Source organism: Rhizobium tropici CIAT 899, from assembly GCF_000330885.1.
Lineage (GTDB): Bacteria > Pseudomonadota > Alphaproteobacteria > Rhizobiales > Rhizobiaceae > Rhizobium > Rhizobium tropici.
The window spans coordinates 1,893,329-1,909,863 of sequence record NC_020059.1 but is presented as its reverse complement, the minus strand read 5'-3'; the positions used below and the strand labels follow the sequence as shown (position 1 = coordinate 1,909,863).

At 57.7% G+C, this 16,535-nt stretch carries 19 protein-coding genes; 6 read left to right on the top strand and 13 right to left on the bottom strand.

The window, feature by feature from the left end; genetic code table 11:
* The first annotated feature begins 383 nt into the window (after nucleotides 1-383).
* Together RTCIAT899_RS09365 and RTCIAT899_RS09360 are read left to right on the top strand one after the other, a co-directional pair.
* Entirely contained in the window at nucleotides 384-773 is a 390-nt protein-coding gene (locus RTCIAT899_RS09365) for a MerR family transcriptional regulator (protein WP_015339981.1), read from the top strand.
* Nucleotides 774-865: 92 nt separating this feature from the next.
* Entirely contained in the window at nucleotides 866-1,315 is a 450-nt protein-coding gene (locus RTCIAT899_RS09360; protein WP_041677452.1) for a hypothetical protein, read from the top strand.
* Nucleotides 1,316-1,361: 46 nt separating this feature from the next.
* Here RTCIAT899_RS09360 and RTCIAT899_RS09355 read toward each other — a convergent pair whose 3' ends face one another.
* The 3 genes from RTCIAT899_RS09355 to RTCIAT899_RS09345 form a co-directional block, all read right to left on the bottom strand.
* Nucleotides 1,362-1,835 (bottom strand): methyltransferase family protein, encoded by a 474-nt coding sequence (locus RTCIAT899_RS09355; protein ID WP_015339979.1) that lies wholly within the window; start codon nucleotides 1,833-1,835, stop codon nucleotides 1,362-1,364.
* Nucleotides 1,836-1,847: 12 nt separating this feature from the next.
* Complete coding sequence (locus RTCIAT899_RS09350; RefSeq protein WP_015339978.1) at nucleotides 1,848-2,837, bottom strand: heparan-alpha-glucosaminide N-acetyltransferase; 990 nt, start codon at nucleotides 2,835-2,837, stop codon at nucleotides 1,848-1,850.
* A 61-nt stretch (nucleotides 2,838-2,898) separates the two neighbouring features.
* Nucleotides 2,899-3,591 (bottom strand): DUF599 domain-containing protein, encoded by a 693-nt coding sequence (locus RTCIAT899_RS09345; protein WP_015339977.1) that lies wholly within the window; start codon nucleotides 3,589-3,591, stop codon nucleotides 2,899-2,901.
* Nucleotides 3,592-3,788: 197 nt separating this feature from the next.
* On the opposite strand from RTCIAT899_RS09345, the gene RTCIAT899_RS09340 reads away from it, so the two are divergent.
* Both RTCIAT899_RS09340 and RTCIAT899_RS09335 read left to right on the top strand, forming a co-directional pair.
* Nucleotides 3,789-5,198 carry an L-serine ammonia-lyase gene (locus RTCIAT899_RS09340; protein ID WP_015339976.1) on the top strand — a complete coding sequence of 470 codons (1,410 nt, stop codon included), beginning with the start codon at nucleotides 3,789-3,791 and terminating at the stop codon, nucleotides 5,196-5,198.
* 58 nt (nucleotides 5,199-5,256) lie between these two features.
* Nucleotides 5,257-5,691: a DUF1489 family protein gene (locus tag RTCIAT899_RS09335; RefSeq protein ID WP_015339975.1), complete on the top strand. Its 435-nt coding sequence runs from the start codon at nucleotides 5,257-5,259 to the stop codon at nucleotides 5,689-5,691.
* On the opposite strand, the gene RTCIAT899_RS09330 is transcribed toward RTCIAT899_RS09335, so the two are convergent.
* The 7 genes from RTCIAT899_RS09330 to RTCIAT899_RS09300 all read right to left on the bottom strand — a co-directional run bounded on the left by RTCIAT899_RS09330 (nucleotide 5,688) and on the right by RTCIAT899_RS09300 (nucleotide 12,210).
* A complete protein-coding gene (locus RTCIAT899_RS09330) occupies nucleotides 5,688-5,963 on the bottom strand; it encodes a hypothetical protein (protein ID WP_041677451.1) in 276 nt (91 codons plus the stop codon). The genes RTCIAT899_RS09335 and RTCIAT899_RS09330 overlap by 4 nt on opposite strands.
* A gap of 125 nt (nucleotides 5,964-6,088) precedes the next feature.
* Nucleotides 6,089-7,594 carry a D-alanyl-D-alanine carboxypeptidase gene (locus RTCIAT899_RS09325; protein ID WP_041677450.1) on the bottom strand — a complete coding sequence of 502 codons (1,506 nt, stop codon included), beginning with the start codon at nucleotides 7,592-7,594 and terminating at the stop codon, nucleotides 6,089-6,091.
* Between the two features lie 117 nt (nucleotides 7,595-7,711).
* Entirely contained in the window at nucleotides 7,712-8,479 is a 768-nt protein-coding gene (locus RTCIAT899_RS09320) for a hypothetical protein (RefSeq protein WP_041677449.1), read from the bottom strand.
* Between the two features lie 323 nt (nucleotides 8,480-8,802).
* Nucleotides 8,803-9,408, bottom strand: coding sequence for a transglutaminase-like cysteine peptidase (locus RTCIAT899_RS09315; protein ID WP_015339971.1), 606 nt, complete (start codon nucleotides 9,406-9,408; stop codon nucleotides 8,803-8,805).
* 390 nt (nucleotides 9,409-9,798) lie between these two features.
* Nucleotides 9,799-10,761, bottom strand: a complete 963-nt coding sequence (gene pip, locus RTCIAT899_RS09310; RefSeq protein WP_015339970.1) for a prolyl aminopeptidase — start codon at nucleotides 10,759-10,761, stop codon at nucleotides 9,799-9,801.
* A gap of 72 nt (nucleotides 10,762-10,833) precedes the next feature.
* A complete protein-coding gene (locus RTCIAT899_RS09305) occupies nucleotides 10,834-11,463 on the bottom strand; it encodes a PilZ domain-containing protein (protein ID WP_015339969.1) in 630 nt (209 codons plus the stop codon).
* Between the two features lie 123 nt (nucleotides 11,464-11,586).
* Entirely contained in the window at nucleotides 11,587-12,210 is a 624-nt protein-coding gene (locus RTCIAT899_RS09300; protein ID WP_041677448.1) for a PAS domain-containing protein, read from the bottom strand.
* Nucleotides 12,211-12,628: 418 nt separating this feature from the next.
* Here RTCIAT899_RS09300 and RTCIAT899_RS09295 point away from each other — a divergent pair, with 418 nt between their 5' ends.
* A complete protein-coding gene (locus tag RTCIAT899_RS09295) occupies nucleotides 12,629-13,393 on the top strand; it encodes a rhomboid family intramembrane serine protease (protein WP_015339967.1) in 765 nt (254 codons plus the stop codon).
* A gap of 165 nt (nucleotides 13,394-13,558) precedes the next feature.
* Complete coding sequence (locus RTCIAT899_RS09290; RefSeq protein ID WP_015339966.1) at nucleotides 13,559-13,993, top strand: CBS domain-containing protein; 435 nt, start codon at nucleotides 13,559-13,561, stop codon at nucleotides 13,991-13,993.
* Nucleotides 13,994-14,207: 214 nt separating this feature from the next.
* Here RTCIAT899_RS09290 and RTCIAT899_RS09285 read toward each other — a convergent pair whose 3' ends face one another.
* From RTCIAT899_RS09285 to folE, 3 genes are all read right to left on the bottom strand, one after another.
* A complete protein-coding gene (locus RTCIAT899_RS09285) occupies nucleotides 14,208-15,167 on the bottom strand; it encodes a patatin-like phospholipase family protein (protein WP_015339965.1) in 960 nt (319 codons plus the stop codon).
* 108 nt (nucleotides 15,168-15,275) lie between these two features.
* Complete coding sequence (gene hisI / locus RTCIAT899_RS09280) at nucleotides 15,276-15,725, bottom strand: phosphoribosyl-AMP cyclohydrolase (protein ID WP_015339964.1); 450 nt, start codon at nucleotides 15,723-15,725, stop codon at nucleotides 15,276-15,278.
* Nucleotides 15,726-15,750: 25 nt separating this feature from the next.
* Nucleotides 15,751-16,362, bottom strand: a complete 612-nt coding sequence (gene folE / locus RTCIAT899_RS09275) for a GTP cyclohydrolase I FolE (RefSeq protein ID WP_015339963.1) — start codon at nucleotides 16,360-16,362, stop codon at nucleotides 15,751-15,753.
* Nucleotides 16,363-16,535 lie beyond the last annotated feature (173 nt).

Sequence of the window (16,535 nt, the reverse complement as noted above, 5' to 3'; positions counted from 1 at the left end):
TACCGCCTCGGTGGCTGCGCTTCCCTATGAGCTCTTTTCCATCATCCAATTGTTTTTATATAGATTTCAAGCGAACCCAATTAGAGGCGTCGGACGAGCCGGAGGCCTTCCAGCTAAATGACGTCTGCCATTGTTCAAGATACAATCGCCGCATTCCACCGTTTCGTACTTCCCATCGCATTGATTCGGGCGTTCGAATCGCCGAGGTGTCCGCTGTCTCTATGACTATTCCCATCGAATTTACGGGAAATTTCGCCCTCTCAGACCCTGTGGGCCTATGATTTGGTGCCGCACTGGCGGATTAAGAGCTGACCGCAACCCGTCAAAATTGACTATTACGTAAAAGTCAATATTATGATGGCCAGCAGATTAGGGGCGGATTCTTGGTCGACGGATACTATAGCATAACGGAGCTCACTCGGGAATTCGGGGTTTCGACCCGAACGTTGAGGTTCTATGAGGACGAGGGCCTCATTCAACCTGAGCGGAGAGGCCGCACGCGCCTATTTCGCCCGGCCGACCGGCGTCTGATCATGGAAATTCTGCGCGGCCGCCGCATCGGTTTCACTATTGCCGAAATTCGCGAGATCATACAGGTCTACAAGGAGCCTCCGGGCGAGATCGGCCAGCTGAAGCTGCTGATGAAGCGCGTCGATGAGAAGCGTGACGAGCTGCGTCAGAAGCGTAAGGATATCGATGACACGCTGAGCGAACTCGACAATGTCGAAGAAGCGTGCCTCGGGCGCCTGGCCGAAATCGGCGTTGGGACGTGATCGCGCTCGTTGTCATTTAAGCAAACAATTTCGCTGCCATAGTTCCGGCGAGAATGCTTTCTAAACGGAAGGCGTTCGCAAGGAGATGTAGCATGATTGCGGGAATCGGGGCAGCTCTTGCTGTGTTCGTCGCAGCCATTTTTCCGAGCGTGGGTAGCAGCACTGCAACCGAGGTCACACAACCGGGTATTTCAATAGCTTACGCGCTTTTACTGGATGGCGAGGATCCAGTCTATGGCCAGGCGACTTGCGAAATTGGGATTCGTTGTCAGCTCATCGATAACCCGGAAACTAGCGTTCGACTGAGCGCAACCATTGAATCAAAGCAATATTTGGCAGGCGAGGTCCGCGTGGATTGCGGTAATACCGGCTGCTCTTTCTCAACCTCGAAAAAATTCGCTCGACTGGAAGCAGCATCTGGCACGAGATCACTTCGCCAATTCGATCTCTATGCTGGCGAGGGTGACTCAGTCGAGACGCATCTGGTTTACCGCAAGAGGATGAAGATCGGTCAGATTCTTTTTGGTTTCGGAAACCAGTAAAAATAACTAGCCATTTTGTTGGGCTATCTTTCGCCTCCCTTCGTTTTCAAAACCAGCGGCGTGTCCGTTTGCAATAAAACTCGAATTCGCAGCCGAATCGCGAGAGGAGATGCATCTCCTCGCAGCGGATGACGAGCAAGGTCGTCAAGGCGGCCGCCACTGCTGCCATGACCAGGAACCAGAGATTGCCGATCAGAAGGCCGAAGCTTGCGGTCAGCAAGGTATAGCCGAGATAGGTTGGGTTGCGGGTGAAACGAAAGGGGCCTGACGTCACCAAATGCGCTGTGCAACGCTGCGTCAGAACGGTTGTGCGGCGGTCAAGGAGCGTCTTGACGGCCCAGACATTCAATGTCACCGCGATGGCGGTCAGGAGCGCTCCAACCACCCATGCAACCAGCGCCCAGATGAAGGGCAAAGGCAAGGGATACCATCGCTGCAGGGACAGCGCTGCTATGACGGCGAGGCTATAGAGCAGCGGCGGCCACGGAAAACTCAGCGACTTCGAACGATAGGCATTCATAGAATAACCCTGTCATTGCGCTTCATCCGTGCATTGTATCGCGATTCGGCTTACGCGTTCATCGCTATCTGCTTTGATCGCTCCGGATTGCAGTGGTTTGAAGAGATTCTGAGCCTGCAACTTGTCGAGCGTGCATTGGCAGAAGCTGCGGCACATGGCTTCGCTGCCCGATCGCGTGCAGGAGGCCACGCATTGCCTGATATAGCCGACCGTCGGGTCCTGCGGCGGGGCAGGAGCGACAAGGGACAGCAGATAGACCAGGCCGAATAGCACGGGCTGATGGACTAGATAGAAGATCAGGCTATGACGTCCGGCGCGCGCGACGAGATTGCGGCCAGGCCCGAATTTTGCGAGATGTTTCAGCCAGCCGAGAGAAATTGCCAATTGCGCGATGCCGAGACCGAACAGAAATGGCGTTAGCCACGGGAAGAGCGGCACATAGTCGTTCGAGCGCTGGATATTTTCCGAAAGCCCTACCCACCATAGCCACGGCGTGTCGAAGAACGTTGAATGCAGCGACAACGGCGCGATGACGTTGTCGATCACGATACCGATGGTGAGCAATGCCGCGACCAGAAGCGTGAGGAATGCGGGCAGGCGCAGGAACAAGAGGCCGATAAGGCTCGCCGCCGCGATGCTGTGGAGGATGCCGAAGAAGATCCATTCGTCTTGCATACCAATGAAGGTGACGAGTGAGATTGCGGCAGCTGCAGCAACAATCATGCCCAGCCGTCGCCAGTAGGACCGCCAGCGAATTTCCGGCGTATTGGCAAGCACGAGACTGAAGCCAGCCAGGAACAGGAAGGTGCTGGCAATGGCGCGGGCATAGAGCTTCAGCCAGCCGGTTTCCGCCGTACCAGAATCAAGATAGCCGAAGAATTCGAAATCCCAGGTGCCATGATAGCTCGCCATGGCGAGCAGGGCAGCACCGCGCGCCGTATCCAGAATGCCGATGCGAGGCGTCTTTTGCGGAACGTCGGCGCTCGCGGCGATGGCGGCCATTACGGAGTCCTTCCAGGCATGAATTCAAGTATTTGCGTCGGCATCGGCCAACGCGGCCTTGTCATGGCATATCGCCATCCATGATGGCCAGACGGGCGTCGGAAAAAAACTGACGGCGGATCAGCACCACGATGATGAAAATCGTCGTCGCCATGAAGACATAGGGGCTCAGGAACCAGCCGAGATAACCGATGGACAGGAAGATTGCCCTGAGGCCGGCATTGAAATTGCGCGCTGCAATGATGTTCATGCGCACCACGCGCTCGGCGGCTCTTTCCGCGGCCAACGGATCGAGAATGGCATCCTCGCGCATCGGCAGGGAGCCGAAGAGAATGGTGCAATAGTTGAACAGGCGGTAAGCCCAGCCGAATTTGAAGAAGGCATAGCCGAAAAGGCAGGCAAGCCCGGCCACCTTGATTTCGAAGGCCGTGCGACCACCGTTGAGAATGAAGGGCATGTCCGAGAAGAAGGCGTTGATCTTGTCGGTGGCGCCGAGAAGCGCAAAACAGCTGCCGATGGCGAAAATCGATGTGGAGGCAAAGAAGCCGGTGCCGTTCTGCAGGCCGGAGAGGATCTGCGTGTCGATCATCTTCAGGTCGCGGCGCAGCGAGTTGTATATCCATTCGCGGCGGCGCTCGTTCATTGCCCGAGTCAGGCTGGTGCGATTGAAGAAGCTGGCGCTGCTGGTGATCCAGTTCAGTGCGACCCAGAGAAAGATGAAAAGGGCGAGGGCGACATAGTCGGCAGTCGTCATAAAGGCAGGTTCTCCAGATCAATACCATGTGGACTGTAGCTCAGCGCGAGCCGCGTGCAATGGCCTTCTGTTTGCTTCTCGAATGCCTATATGTAATGTCGCTGCCATGAAATCCGATGTCGGCCAATCACCGTGCAAGCTTGCCGCGATAGCGTAGCCTTGCCGGAAATCGATTTGCCTGGAGGCACCAAAGGTCCATGTTTCTCTCAGTTTTTGATGTGTTCAAGATCGGTGTGGGACCGTCCAGTTCGCATACGATGGGGCCGATGTCGGCCGCGAATCGCTTCCTCGACCTCTTGCTGTCGAACGAGTGGCCTCGGCCGTCTTCGAATGTACATGTCGAGTCGATCAAGGTTAGCCTGCATGGTTCGCTGGCGCATACGGGTATCGGCCACGGCACGGGCAGAGCCGTCATCCTCGGCCTGATGGGCGAAAAGCCTGACAGCGTCGATCCCGACCATATGGATGCCATTATCGACGAGGTCGAGCGCAGCGGGCGCATTGCGCCGCCAGGTCATCCGACCTATCAATTCCAGCCCAAGACCGATCTGATCTTCGACAAGAAGGTGCCTCTCCCAGGCCATGCCAACGGTATGAGTTTTTCTGCTTTCGATCGGGATGACCGCCTGCTCCTGAAGCGCATCTATTATTCCGTCGGCGGCGGATTCGTTGTCACCGATACCGAATTGGAGCAGATGAAGGCCGATCGGAAGAAGCCGGCTGCAGCGGGCGAACGCGTTCCTTTCCCCTTTGCCACCGCGAAGCAGATGCTTGAAATGTCCGAGCGCTCCGGCCTTTCCATCGCGCAGATGAAGCGCGCCAACGAAGAGACGCGCATGAGCGCCGAGGAGCTGGATGCCGGGCTTGACCGCATCTGGGCGGCCATGAGCAGCTGTATCGATCGCGGCCTCAAGGTCGACGGCATCATGCCGGGGGGCCTGAAGGTCCGCCGGCGTGCACGCGCCATTCACGACAAGCTGCAGCAGGAATGGCGCAGCAACCGCATCAATCCGCTCCTCGCCAATGACTGGCTGAGTGTTTACGCCATGGCCGTCAATGAAGAGAATGCTGCCGGCGGCCGCGTCGTCACCGCACCGACCAATGGCGCGGCGGGGGTCATCCCCGCAACGATCCGCTACTATCAGCATTTCCATGAGGATTGGGATCAGGACGGCATTCGCAACTATCTTCTGACGGCTGCCGCCGTCGGCGGCATCATCAAGCATAATGCCTCGATTTCCGGCGCCGAAGTCGGCTGTCAGGGCGAGGTGGGTTCGGCGGCTGCGATGGCGGCGGCGGGACTTGCCGCCGTGATGGGCGCGACGCCGGAACAGATCGAAAATGCGGCGGAAATCGCGCTGGAACATCATCTTGGCATGACCTGCGATCCAGTGGCCGGATTGGTGCAGGTGCCGTGCATCGAACGAAACGCACTCGGCGCGGTCAAGGCGGTCACGGCTGCCTCGCTCGCCATAAAGGGTGACGGCCAACATTTCGTACCGCTCGACGCCTGTATCGAAACAATGCGTCAGACCGGTCACGACATGAGCGAGAAATACAAGGAAACCTCTACCGGTGGCCTCGCGGTCAACGTCGTGGAATGCTGAATGTGGACGCTTGATCTAAAAGCTTGACGCTGCCGGTCAAAAGGATTTCAACGGCACTATGGCTTTGCATCTCATCAAATTGTGCGTCGGCGCGGATTCGCTTGATGATCTGCGCGAATGGGTCTCCGAGCGGGCGATGAACGCCATCGCTGCCGGGCTCGAGCCGCACACGACCCACACGACACGCATGGTGCCCAAGCGGATCGAGGAACTGCTGGACGGCGGCTCGCTCTATTGGGTGATCAAGGGGCAGGTGCAGGCACGGCAGAAATTGCTAGGTGTCGAGACCTTTACCGACGCTGATGGTATTCAGCGTTGCCGGCTTGTTCTCGACCCGAGCGTCGTCGAGACGACAGGGCAGCCAAAGCGTCCATTTCAGGGCTGGAGGTATCTGCCGCAGGACGACGTGCCGCGCGATCTCGACAGTCTTGGCGCGGCAGCCGAATTGCCCGCCGATCTGCGGCGGGAACTTTCCGAACTTGGTTTGCTTTAGCGCAGCCGCATCATGATCGGCGCACGGCCGGTCGGGGCGGTGATATGCAGATGAATATGCGCGTCCGGCTGTGAATAACGCCAGGCGCGCGCGCCGTGGCAGAGCAGGATGCCGATCAGATCTTTCGTCTTGTTGCGCGAGCGCGAACGGCTGAGACCGAGGTCCGCCAGCCGCATCGCCGCTTCATGCAGCGGATGAAGAGCAAAGCTCTTCTGTTTCATCTTGCCCCCGCTATCGAGCGAGAAACCGGGAAAGTTCTCGTTCATTGCCATCTCAAAACCCCGTACACGTTACAAACTCAGGGCCGGCCCGCTTGACGTTCGGAACCGGAAGATCGAAGCCATAGAAGGCCCGACCAATTTTCAAATCATGCGGCGCGAAAACACCCGCCACATGCCTATTCCATACTCGCCCAGCACTTCACGCCGGCACGCTTGAGCGCCTTGCAGGCATTTACTGCTTCGCTCTGATCTTCAAAGCCGCCGAAGCGGGCGCGGTAACCGCCGTCAAAGGCGACCGCATAGGGCTTGGCCGAATGCAATGCCTTGCCGGCTTTGTTCTTCGCCGTACCAAGGAGGTCGGTCGCGCCATCCTTACTGGAGGAAACACCAATCTGAACGATCCAGCCGGTAGGCCCGCGTTCAGCTTTGGTTGTCTTTGCAACCTTCTCGGCCTTTTCGGTGCGCTGCAGCTTTACTAGCTTCGTATCGCTTCTGGAGGTCGATGCCGTCGTTACGGTATCGACTTCATCCTCATCAGCATCGTCCGAAGATCCGGCGGAGGCTGTCTCGTCATAGGCGGGCCGCTTAACGGGCTCGGGCTTTGCCGAAAGCAGTGGATTGGAGGAGGAAGATTGTGGCGTTACCGCTGCGAAGGCGGCCGCGCTGGAAGGGCTGGAATCGGCGACTTCAGTCGCTCCGGTATTCTTGATCTTTGCGCGGCTGATATCCGCCATGCGTGCGCTGGCTGCCTGCACGTTGGGTGATGCGGCTGGCACCTGCGCGATCACATTGGAATCAATATGCTTTGTCGATGCCTTTGGCAGATAGTCAGCGATCAGCTTGCGCATCTGATTGTCGCGAGCCGGCGTCGAAGCGCCGCCAAGGACCACACCGACTATGGAACGACCGTCGACTTTGACAGAGGTCGCCAGATTGTACCCGGCGGCGCGCGTGTAACCGGTCTTGATGCCGTCAACGCCGCGCACGGAGCCGACCAGGCGATTGTGGCCGAGGATCGTGCGATTGCCGAGCCGAAAGCTCGTTTCGGAAAAGAAGCCGTAATACTCCGGAAAATGTTCGCGAAGGGCAATACCAAGGCGAGCCTGGTCGCGTGCCGTGGTCATCTGCGCTGTGTTCGGCAGGCCGTTCGGGTTGCGATAGGTCGTGCGCGTCATGCCAAGCGCTCGCGCCTTATCGTTCATCATCCGGGCAAAACCTTCCTCCGAACCGCCGAGCATCTCGCCAAGCGCCATCGCGGCGTCGTTGGCGGACTTCGTGACGATGCCGAGGATCGCCTCGCGCACGGTCACGGAGCGACCGGGGCCGATACCGAGCTTGGTCGGCGCCTGAGCGGCAGCATTCTTTGAAAATACGACGGGAGTATCCAGGGTGATGCGCCCGGCCTCAAGCGCTTCGAAGGTCAGGTAGACCGTCATCATCTTGGTCAGCGAGGCGGGATAGTGGAGCGTGTCGGCATTTTCGCTATAGAGAACATTGCCTGTATTGGCGTCGATGACGATGCCGGCATATTTCGGACCGGCCGCGCTTGCGTCAACGACAGTCACAGTGATCGTCGCCGTCGCGATCGAAAAACCAAGAAGCGCTCTCGCCAGAATTTTACCGGTTTGAGACGACGAAACGGGTAGAATGGATCTGGACACTAAATCACTCTCTGCTTGCATTTACATTCTCGATTATCCGGCCGCCGCCTCCATGAACGGCCGTTCCGCTCGACAGTAGAGGCTTAGCGTTACCAATCGGTTTATGATGAACAGTTGGTTTCAGGTTTTTGCGCCATTTTAGCGGCCATCAACAGCCATTGCCGCGGGCGCGGCATCATCCACAAGGCGCGTCTTGACGAAGTCCTGGATGGCGGCATCCATCGTGCGCCAATCCCCGAGCTGATTGCTGGAAAAGCGGTAGAGAACACTCAGATCCTTGCCAACCTTGACATCCCTCTGACAATCACCGCTCGTTGCCAAGGCTGGCGAAGAGGGCAGGAGGCAGCGCACGACATAGTCGGTTTCACCGGATCGCGAAGCGGTTAAAAGAATTTCACCATTGTAGCCGGCATCGGCGCGAAGCCGATGTGCCGTCAGGCCAAAGGGGCCGGCATAGGAAGCGCCGTCCATCAATTGCGAATAGATCGGACCAAGCCGGCCGGACATATCACGAGACATCGTGCTCTGGCTGATCTGAAGAAAGATCAGCGAAGACGATTGCGAGATATCGTCGAAGCGCAACCGGTCGGCTTCACTATAGCCCTGCATCTGCGGCCAGGTCAGATAGAGATCGACGCGCTCGGCCGGGCCATTGAGGCGCTCGCTCGGAAAGCGGATGGTGTTTGCGGCGAGGCGTAGCGTGTCATCGCCGATCGTGGTGGAGATAGGTTTGGTATCGGTCGTATGGCCCGCGAGCGAAATTTTCTCGCCGAACCAGTTTCCGCCGACGGATATGGCTACGGTCAGCGCAGCCAGGACGGCAACACCCGCCATGAGCCGATAGACAAAGCCGCTCGATATCAGCGGGCTTTCTTCGACCATTGTGGCGGATGACAGAGGAGCCATGTTCTTGCCTTCATCTCCTTGCGCCCGCCATCTTCGATGACGAGTACCGAGGGCGTCCAACTTTCGAGTCTCATTGAAGATATGATTGGCGCGGCGATGGTTAATTGACGGTTAAATATAGGTCGCAACCCGTGCTAACGGCACAGTTAATTCGCCGGAATGTTCAGTGCTTATCTCTCGAGCGGCCGCGAAATGAAAAGAGCCGTTCCCGGGGACAGCGGGAACGGCTCGGAGGCACCGGCCTGGACAGAAATCAGGGGACGAGACCGGGCCTCTGACTTTACCGCCGACGCTACGCCGCCGGCGATTTGGTATGAGGGGGCTTACTTCAAGCTGCCGACCGCAACAGCGCGACCGTCCTGGATCTTGACCCAGCGAGCCGGATGATCTGCGGACTGGCGCTTCAGGAAGGTGTATTCGGTCTCCGACCAGAGCTTCACCTTGTTGCGCATGTTATCGAGAATGAAATCGCCACGATCCGTGCGGACAGTCAGAACGGCATGGCCTTCGCCGTTCGGCTGCAGCACGACGGTCATGAGCAGATCGGAAGGCGAGACGCCGGCATCGATGAGCTGCTTGCGCTTCAGCAGCGCGAAATCCTCGCAGTCGCCGGCGGTGGTCGGGATCGCCCACTTTTCCTCAACACCGTAAAGTTCCATATCCGTCATCGGCTTGATGGTCGTATTGACCGTGTAGTTGACCTTCAGGATCGTCTTCCAGCTATCCTCATTGAGGATCATCGGCCCTGCATCGCCACCGGAATAAGCGCATTCACGCGGGTTTTCCTTGCAGAATTCGTAATGACCGATAGGGGGAGCAGCGTCGCCTGTTATCGTCATGTTGGCGGGTGCTGCCTGAGCAACGCCGAAGAAGCCTAAAGTGGAAAACGCCAGAGCGGCAAGGCCGCGAAGTGCGATTTGAAAGTTCATGTCCCTGTCCCTGTTTTATTGGGATCAGAATGACACGCGTGATTTTATCTGACGCAAAATTGCACAGTCAAATTAATGGCTTAGTTAAATCAAATCTGGCGAAAATTCTCATAAAATACGCAGAAAACTTGATTCAAGTTCGCGGCGAATTCGATTAAAATTTGAGGGATTTCGGTATGGATTACAGCAGTGCAAGAGTCTGACATCCGCTGTTTCCAAACGGCTTTCAGCAATGGGGATCGTTAACGCCCCCGTGCCGATTAAGGCTGTAGACGTGTGTATTGATACAAAGCTCGTGTGGCGACAGGTCGGATTTGGTGTTGAAAATGGCTGCAAGAGCCTGAACCTGTCCCATTTCGGGAAAGCCGGCTCAAAAAATATTTTTGATTTTTATTGCCGAGTGTGCCGGCGAAGCCCATCGGTCGCGCGGGTGATCGCAGCCGCCATCTCCGCGACCGCCGGCGAGTGTGCCGCGTTCGCGACGACCACCAGTTCCGCCTCTGGCCATGCCTGTGACAATTCCCAGGCGGTGACGAGCGGTGCTTCGAGGTCCATACGACCATGGATCATCGTGCAGGGGATACCGGCGAGCCGATGGATGTCGCGCAGGATCTGCCGCTCCTCGAGCCAAGCCAGATGGTGGAAATAATGGGTGATGATCCGGGCGCGCGCCGTCAGATAACGTGGATCGGACCAGCGCGGCGACAGGGTCGCGCGCGGATCGATCAGGATAGAGGCGGCTTCCCATTGGTGCCAATCCCTGGCTGCCTTCACATGGATTACCGGATCGGGATCTCGCAGAAGGTGATAGTAGGCGGCGACCAGATCACTATCACGACCCGTCTCAGGCACCGCGGCCCGAAAGCGCGCCCATTCCGCAGGAAAGAAACGGCCGAGACCTAGATAGAGCCAATCGATTTCCGATTGCCTCGTCATGGTAACACCGACGAGAAGCAAGCTTTCCACCCGCTGCGGATGGGTTTCGGCATAGGCAAGCGCAAGCGTGCAGCCCCAGGAATTGCCGAATATGATCCAGCGTTCGATTCCGAGGAGCAGCCGCAATTGCTCGATATCGGCAATCGTGTGCCATGTCGTGTTGGCCGAGAGATCGATCAGCGGTTCCGACGCATGCGGAAGACTGCCGCCGCAGCCGCGCTGATCGAATTGAATGATCCGATAATATTGCGGGTCGAAATAGCGCCGCGTTCCAGCCGAACTGCCCGATCCCGGACCTCCGTGCAGGATGAGGACGGGTCTACCCTCGGGATTGCCCGATTGCATCCAGCAGATCCGCTGGCCGTCGCCGACCTCAAGCAGGCCATCGTCAAAAGGGATTATGTCCGGGTAGGGCATGTCGTGGTCACGCATCGATGAGAAGACAGAGATCGCTATTTCGCGACGCTGCGTGACGGGAAGATGACGGTATCAGAGAAATTCGCGCAAGGTTTCGCGAGACTGTAGCGAAAGGAATTCGATCGCAACGCCCTCTATGAAATGACGCACGACGCGGCCGCGCATATTGCCGAGACGCACCGGCGTTCCGATGGTGGGGCGTATTTCGACATCGACCGCTGCGCCGGAGAGCGAGAGGTCCATGATGCGGCAGACATATTGCGTACCGTCGTCGAGCGTGAGTTCGCTGCGGGTATTGCGCGGCGTCAGACGATCGTGGCGGCGATCTTCCGGCAGGCCGAGTTCGTGCTTGTTGGCAAGCCAGGTCAGTTGCGCTGCAAGCTTTTCACGCTTCCGCTCGGTTGCATTGATCGACATGGTGAAACCACGGCCGTCGACCGCAACGACGTAGCCCTCGACTCGGCCAAGGTGGTCGATGTAGGCCACGACCCGCTCATCAGCGCGCGGCCGTCCCAAACAGGTCACGTGAAGGTCGCCCGGCGACATTTCCGTGACAACGCATTCGAATTCCTCATAATTTGCCAGCATCAGACGACCCTGCATATTGATCGGGACCCGTTGAAAGGTCCGCTGATCATTACGAGCAGCATTGCCTGTCATTTGATTGGGCCGCGTCGCCTGGGTCGGCTGAAACGAGTGCATGGAGGCGTCTTGAATCCTATTGCGTCTCATCCAACTAATAGCCGCAACTCCTTAAAGTAAGGTTGTCTTTTCAGAGGCATAAATAGGAGACGATCACCTATCTTGTTCCGCACTGGGTCAGTTCTAACCCTGTCGCGCCCCATTTTTTGCTTGAATCAACTTTCTCCGCACCCATTCACCAAGGCTCGTGCTTTCCTGATGCGGCAGAAGATTTGCGGGGTCTGGATGGGGAGGCGCATCCACGAGCCGCACGCGGCGCTCGCGAAGCAACCGGCTGCGATCCAGTGCCAGAAATTCAAGGCGTTCGTTGCCGAGCCAAGGCGCATAAACGGTTGGCGTCAGACAGCCAAGCAGTCTGTCGCAAGTGTCGCTCGATGTGCGAACCGGCAGCAATATCATCTCGAAGGTCATGCTGCGGCCGCTGATACAGTAGCCCGTCGCGTGGACCAATGCGGGAACCACGTGTTTCATCACGCCGGCGGCTATGCGTACCGGGTCATCGTGCTGACTGCCAGCCCAGAGCGCTGCGAAATTCTCGCCACGGAGTTCGCGCCCCATGAGGTTGCAGATCGCCGTACCGGCCAGACGGAAGCGGGGATTATCGTCTACCGTATTTTCCAGGATAAACAGCTCGGGAAGAATGTGGCCGATTGCCGATGGCTGTATCAAGCTGCGCAGGGGAGCGTCCGCGTTGCCGCGTATACGCTCCCAATAGGTAAATATATCGGTGCTCGTCTTATGGCGCATAATGCGTCCGTGTCCCATTTCACTTCAACTACAAGGGCATTCATTGCCCTCGAAACTGACGTTGCGAATTCCATGCCAGAACCGGCCCGTTAGGGTTAACGAAGGGTTTCGGTTGCCTTGTCGAGCGGTCGATGTAAAACTTTGTTCATCACTTCACCAAGTGACCTTCAGCACGAATTTCCCGGGCGCCGGACGAACCATTGAGGTCAGATCCGGAGAGGAGCGCCGCGGTATGCCGCCCGACACTACGGGCGGCTTTTTTTTTGATTTTCGCTGCGTTATGTGTCGATGACTTCCGGAGTCTTTCCGCTTTTCTTCGAATCGCGAAAACGCTCCATCCCTTTGTTTTACGCAATTCCGGACGGAAAACCGCTTCGCACTTTTCCTGGAGTTGCTCTATCGACAAGCAGAGCAAGACATGGATGACGAACAGCTGCCGCGCCCAGAGCCGGAAAATCCGCGGCAGCGAGCCCCGGCCTTCAACTTGCCTCCTGCCATTCTGGCGAGCCTTGCCGTCCTGATTGTCATTTTTGCGGTCATGAACCTTCCCTGGTGGTCGGACGATACGCTGAACTGGATTTATTTCGCCTTCAGCTTCATCCCGGCCCGCTATGCCTTTCCCTTGTCACAGCAGGGGCTGGAATGGCTTTGGACGCCTGTCACCTATTCGCTGCTGCATGGCGGGATCGAGCATATCGTGTTCAACAGCCTTTGGCTGATGGTCTTTGCGGCACCCGTGGCACGACGCATCGGCGCGCTGCGCTATGTGATTTTCTGGATTTTCTCATCGGCGGCCTCCGCCTTCCTGCATGCGGCACTCTATTGGGGGGACCAGACGCTGTTGATCGGTGCGTCCGGTGTCGTCTCGGCGCTGATGGGGGCGGCTTGCCGCTTTGCCTTTCCGGCCATGGACGGTCGCAGAGTGTCCATGCGGCAGGCGCATCTCAACCCGCGCCTCGGCATTTTGCAGTCGCTTCGAAGCCGGACAGTCGTCGCCTATATCGTCATGTGGGTCGCCGGCAATGCGCTTGTTGCTTTCGGCATCAACCTCGCGGGCGACAGCTCACAGCCGGTGGCCTGGGATGCCCATATCGGCGGCTTCCTGTTCGGATTCCTGCTTTTCGCCCCCTTCGACCGGCAGCCGCCTGAGGAAATTCGGGAACCTTTACCACTCGATGAATGAGCTGTTGCTTTCTTACTGACACAGGCGCACCATTGGCATCCGTCGATCGTGGGATGAGGAGATCGACCGACCGACGGGCAAAGCGCCGGTTTGAGCTCCGGGGGTAATTTCGGAACATATCGGACGCTTCAGGTGTTCATCATGCTTTCGAGATGGGAGGATCGAATGTCAGTTTCCGTAAAGGCCATACTTGAAGCCAAGGGCCGCGACGTCGTGACGACGGGCGGCAATACGACCGTTGCAGAGGCCGCGAAAATTCTGAACGAGAATCGGATCGGCGCTATCGTCGTTGTCGGACCTGGCGGCAAGATTTCCGGCATCTTCACCGAGCGGGACGTGGTCAATGCCGTTGCCAAGCAGGGGCAGGAATGCCTCGACAAGCCGATTGCATCAATGATGACGGCCAAAGTACACCGCTGCAAGGAAGACACGACAACCGACGAATTGATGGAACTGATGACGATGCGCCGCTTCCGTCATGTTCCCGTCGAGGAGAAAGGCAAGCTTTCCGGCATCATCTCCATCGGCGACGTCGTCAAATGGCGTATCCGTGAGATCGAACTCGAGGCCGAACAGATCAAGGCCTATATCGCCGGGTGAGGCGAAGTGCGGCCCGGCCGAAGCAATCGACCCACTGGGTCGATTGCAGCGATTAGCGTCTCACGCCGAAAGCGAGGGCAAGGCTCGTTTTATTACAGATTTCGGATGACCCGCTGGAGCGGTTCATTTTTCACGGAATCTCTGAGCCGCTCTATCTCTTTATTGTCTCGCAGTTCCGGACGGAAAACCGCTACGCACTTTTCCTGAAATTGCGCTAGCGCGCGTAGGTTTCCTGCATACGGCGGATTTCCGGCAACCGCGTCAAAGCTTCCTCATAGCCGCGTTCAATAGCTTCGCCGGCGCGATGGAATTCCGACAGACCGATATCGCTAAGGCGGGGATGCATCGCAAGATCCGGCGGGTCTCCGGCCAGACGGGCGCGAGCAATCCTGTCCTGGATGATATTGAAAGCCTGCACCATGACGCCGGTCATGCCGAGCTTCATGGGCGGCGTCTCATCCCGCCGCAGCAAATCTCCGTTCGGCTGGCCCACATTGTGTTTGACGACAGCCGAGCGACCGAAAAGATCATAGTTTAGATTGACCGCCGCCACGAGTGGCTGCTCATATGAACGGCATACCGAAACCGGAACGGGATTGACGAGCGCGCCGTCGACCAAGGTACGGCCATTGCTTCGTACCGGCTCGAAAATGCCGGGCAGGGCATAAGAAGCCCTCAGCGCCGTGATCAGCGAGCCGTTGGCAATCCAGACCTCATGCCCGGTATTCAATTCCGATGCGACAGCGACAAAGGGGCGGTCCAGATCCTCGATCGAAAAGCCTTCCAGGTGCTCCTGCATGCGCTTGGTCAACCGCATGCCGCCGAACAGGCCGCTGCCGCCGATGGTCAGGTCAAGAAGACTGGCGATGCGACGCATAGTCAGCGAACGGGCAAAGGCTTCGAGTTCGTCGAGCTTACCTGCAAGATAGCAGCCGCCAACCAGGGCGCCGATCGATGTGCCGGCGATCATGCCGACTTCGATGCCTGCCTCGTCGAGCGCGCGCAGAACGCCGATATGCGCCCAACCGCGCGCCGCACCGCCGCCGAGCGCCAGAGCGATTTTGACTTTCCTGGGGGGAGAGGGAGGGAGAAGCGGATTGGAGGTATCCTGCGAGAGGCCTGAACCCGTCAAGTTCTGTCCGCCGTTATGACGATTCAAGCCCCAATTCAGCATTTAAACGCCTCCTCCAAGGCTCCGTGTGCCTCGGCTAAAATACTGTCCCTTTTTCGTTTCGAAATCGTATACTGGTTGTGGCTGGTTGAAACACCATCCCCGATAGATCTACTGCTTGTAAACTTCTTCCGGATTGAAATGCAGGTGATCGTCGGTCACGCTCAGCACCGGCTTGCCATTTTCAAGCTCGACCGTTCGGTAGAAGCAGGAACGACGGCCAGTATGGCATGTCGCGTCATGTCCGGCCACCTCCACTTTCAGCCAGATTGCATCCTGATCGCAATCCGTGCGGATCTCCTTGACCGATTGCAGGTTTCCGGAGGTTTCGCCCTTTTTCCAGATTTTACCGCGTGAACGGCTAAAATAATGCGCCGTGCCTGTCTTGATCGTCAGGGCGAGCGCTTCGGCATTCATATGCGCAACCATCAGCAGCTCGCCATCCTGCGCATCGGTCACGATCGCGGTGATCAGGCCGCGGTCGTCGAAGCGAGGGGTGAAATCGCCGGCATCTTCGAGTTCGGATTTATCTTCGGAAGGTGCATTGAAAATCAGATTCATCTCCGGCTCTTTCGTTGAAGCCCGGTCAGCGACCTCGGACCAAAGACATGAAGCGGGCCTGCTCAGCCGGATCGGCCTTGAAGGCGCCCGTGAAGGTCATCGTCAGCGTCGAGGACCCCTGCTTCTGCACGCCGCGCATGGCCATGCACATATGCTCGGCATCGATCATGACCGCGACACCGCGCGGACGCAGCGTATCGTCGATGGCATTGGCGATCTGCGCCGTCATGGCTTCCTGCGTCTGCAGGCGACGACCGAAGATCTCGACGACGCGAGCGATCTTGGAGAGGCCAAGCACGCGGCCATTCGGCAGATAGGCGACATGCGCCTTGCCGATGATCGGCACCATATGGTGTTCGCAATGGGAGAAAAACGGAATATCGCGGACGAGGACGATGTCGTCGTAGCCCGAAACTTCTTCGAAGGTTCGGCCGAGCACGTCTTCGGGATTCATGTCGTATCCGGCGAAAAGCTCGCGGTACGCCTTGGCGACACGCGCAGGCGTATCGAGTAGTCCTTCGCGCAGCGGATCATCGCCGGCCCAGCGAAGCAGAACGCGAACTGCGTCTTCGGCTTCCTTCTGCGACGGGCGTTCGGAATCAACGGATTGCGGAAAGTTCTTTACAATGGCGTCCATTACCTGTGGTTCTCCTGATCCGCCAAGCGGATATCATCTTGTCGGACTCGCCACTGGCATTCCCCGAGGTACGGAGATTGTGTACCTTTGGCGGGCTCCGGGGCGTTCTGGCTGGCGAACAAGCTGCCGTCCTGCACGGTTTCCCATCAAACTTACAGAAGACCATTGCATTT

Bases quoted from the DNA above. Each gene is read 5' to 3' on its own strand.
- RTCIAT899_RS09325 (WP_041677450.1), bottom strand. From the start codon at position 7,594: ATGCAAGCAGAGAGTGATTTAGTGTCCAGATCCATTCTACCCGTTTCG.
- RTCIAT899_RS09340 (WP_015339976.1), top strand. From the start codon at position 3,789: ATGTTTCTCTCAGTTTTTGATGTGTTCAAGATCGGTGTGGGACCGTCC.
- pip (WP_015339970.1), bottom strand. From the start codon at position 10,761: ATGCCCTACCCGGACATAATCCCTTTTGACGATGGCCTGCTTGAGGTC.
- RTCIAT899_RS09305 (WP_015339969.1), bottom strand. From the start codon at position 11,463: ATGCACTCGTTTCAGCCGACCCAGGCGACGCGGCCCAATCAAATGACA.
- RTCIAT899_RS09315 (WP_015339971.1), bottom strand. From the start codon at position 9,408: ATGAACTTTCAAATCGCACTTCGCGGCCTTGCCGCTCTGGCGTTTTCC.
- RTCIAT899_RS09285 (WP_015339965.1), bottom strand. From the start codon at position 15,167: ATGCTGAATTGGGGCTTGAATCGTCATAACGGCGGACAGAACTTGACG.
- RTCIAT899_RS09335 (WP_015339975.1), top strand. From the start codon at position 5,257: ATGGCTTTGCATCTCATCAAATTGTGCGTCGGCGCGGATTCGCTTGAT.
- hisI (WP_015339964.1), bottom strand. From the start codon at position 15,725: ATGAATCTGATTTTCAATGCACCTTCCGAAGATAAATCCGAACTCGAA.
- RTCIAT899_RS09320 (WP_041677449.1), bottom strand. From the start codon at position 8,479: ATGGCTCCTCTGTCATCCGCCACAATGGTCGAAGAAAGCCCGCTGATA.
- RTCIAT899_RS09345 (WP_015339977.1), bottom strand. From the start codon at position 3,591: ATGACGACTGCCGACTATGTCGCCCTCGCCCTTTTCATCTTTCTCTGG.
- RTCIAT899_RS09295 (WP_015339967.1), top strand. From the start codon at position 12,629: ATGGATGACGAACAGCTGCCGCGCCCAGAGCCGGAAAATCCGCGGCAG.
- RTCIAT899_RS09300 (WP_041677448.1), bottom strand. From the start codon at position 12,210: ATGCGCCATAAGACGAGCACCGATATATTTACCTATTGGGAGCGTATA.
- RTCIAT899_RS09330 (WP_041677451.1), bottom strand. From the start codon at position 5,963: ATGGCAATGAACGAGAACTTTCCCGGTTTCTCGCTCGATAGCGGGGGC.
- folE (WP_015339963.1), bottom strand. From the start codon at position 16,362: ATGGACGCCATTGTAAAGAACTTTCCGCAATCCGTTGATTCCGAACGC.
- RTCIAT899_RS09360 (WP_041677452.1), top strand. From the start codon at position 866: ATGATTGCGGGAATCGGGGCAGCTCTTGCTGTGTTCGTCGCAGCCATT.
- RTCIAT899_RS09355 (WP_015339979.1), bottom strand. From the start codon at position 1,835: ATGAATGCCTATCGTTCGAAGTCGCTGAGTTTTCCGTGGCCGCCGCTG.
- RTCIAT899_RS09290 (WP_015339966.1), top strand. From the start codon at position 13,559: ATGTCAGTTTCCGTAAAGGCCATACTTGAAGCCAAGGGCCGCGACGTC.
- RTCIAT899_RS09350 (WP_015339978.1), bottom strand. From the start codon at position 2,837: ATGGCCGCCATCGCCGCGAGCGCCGACGTTCCGCAAAAGACGCCTCGC.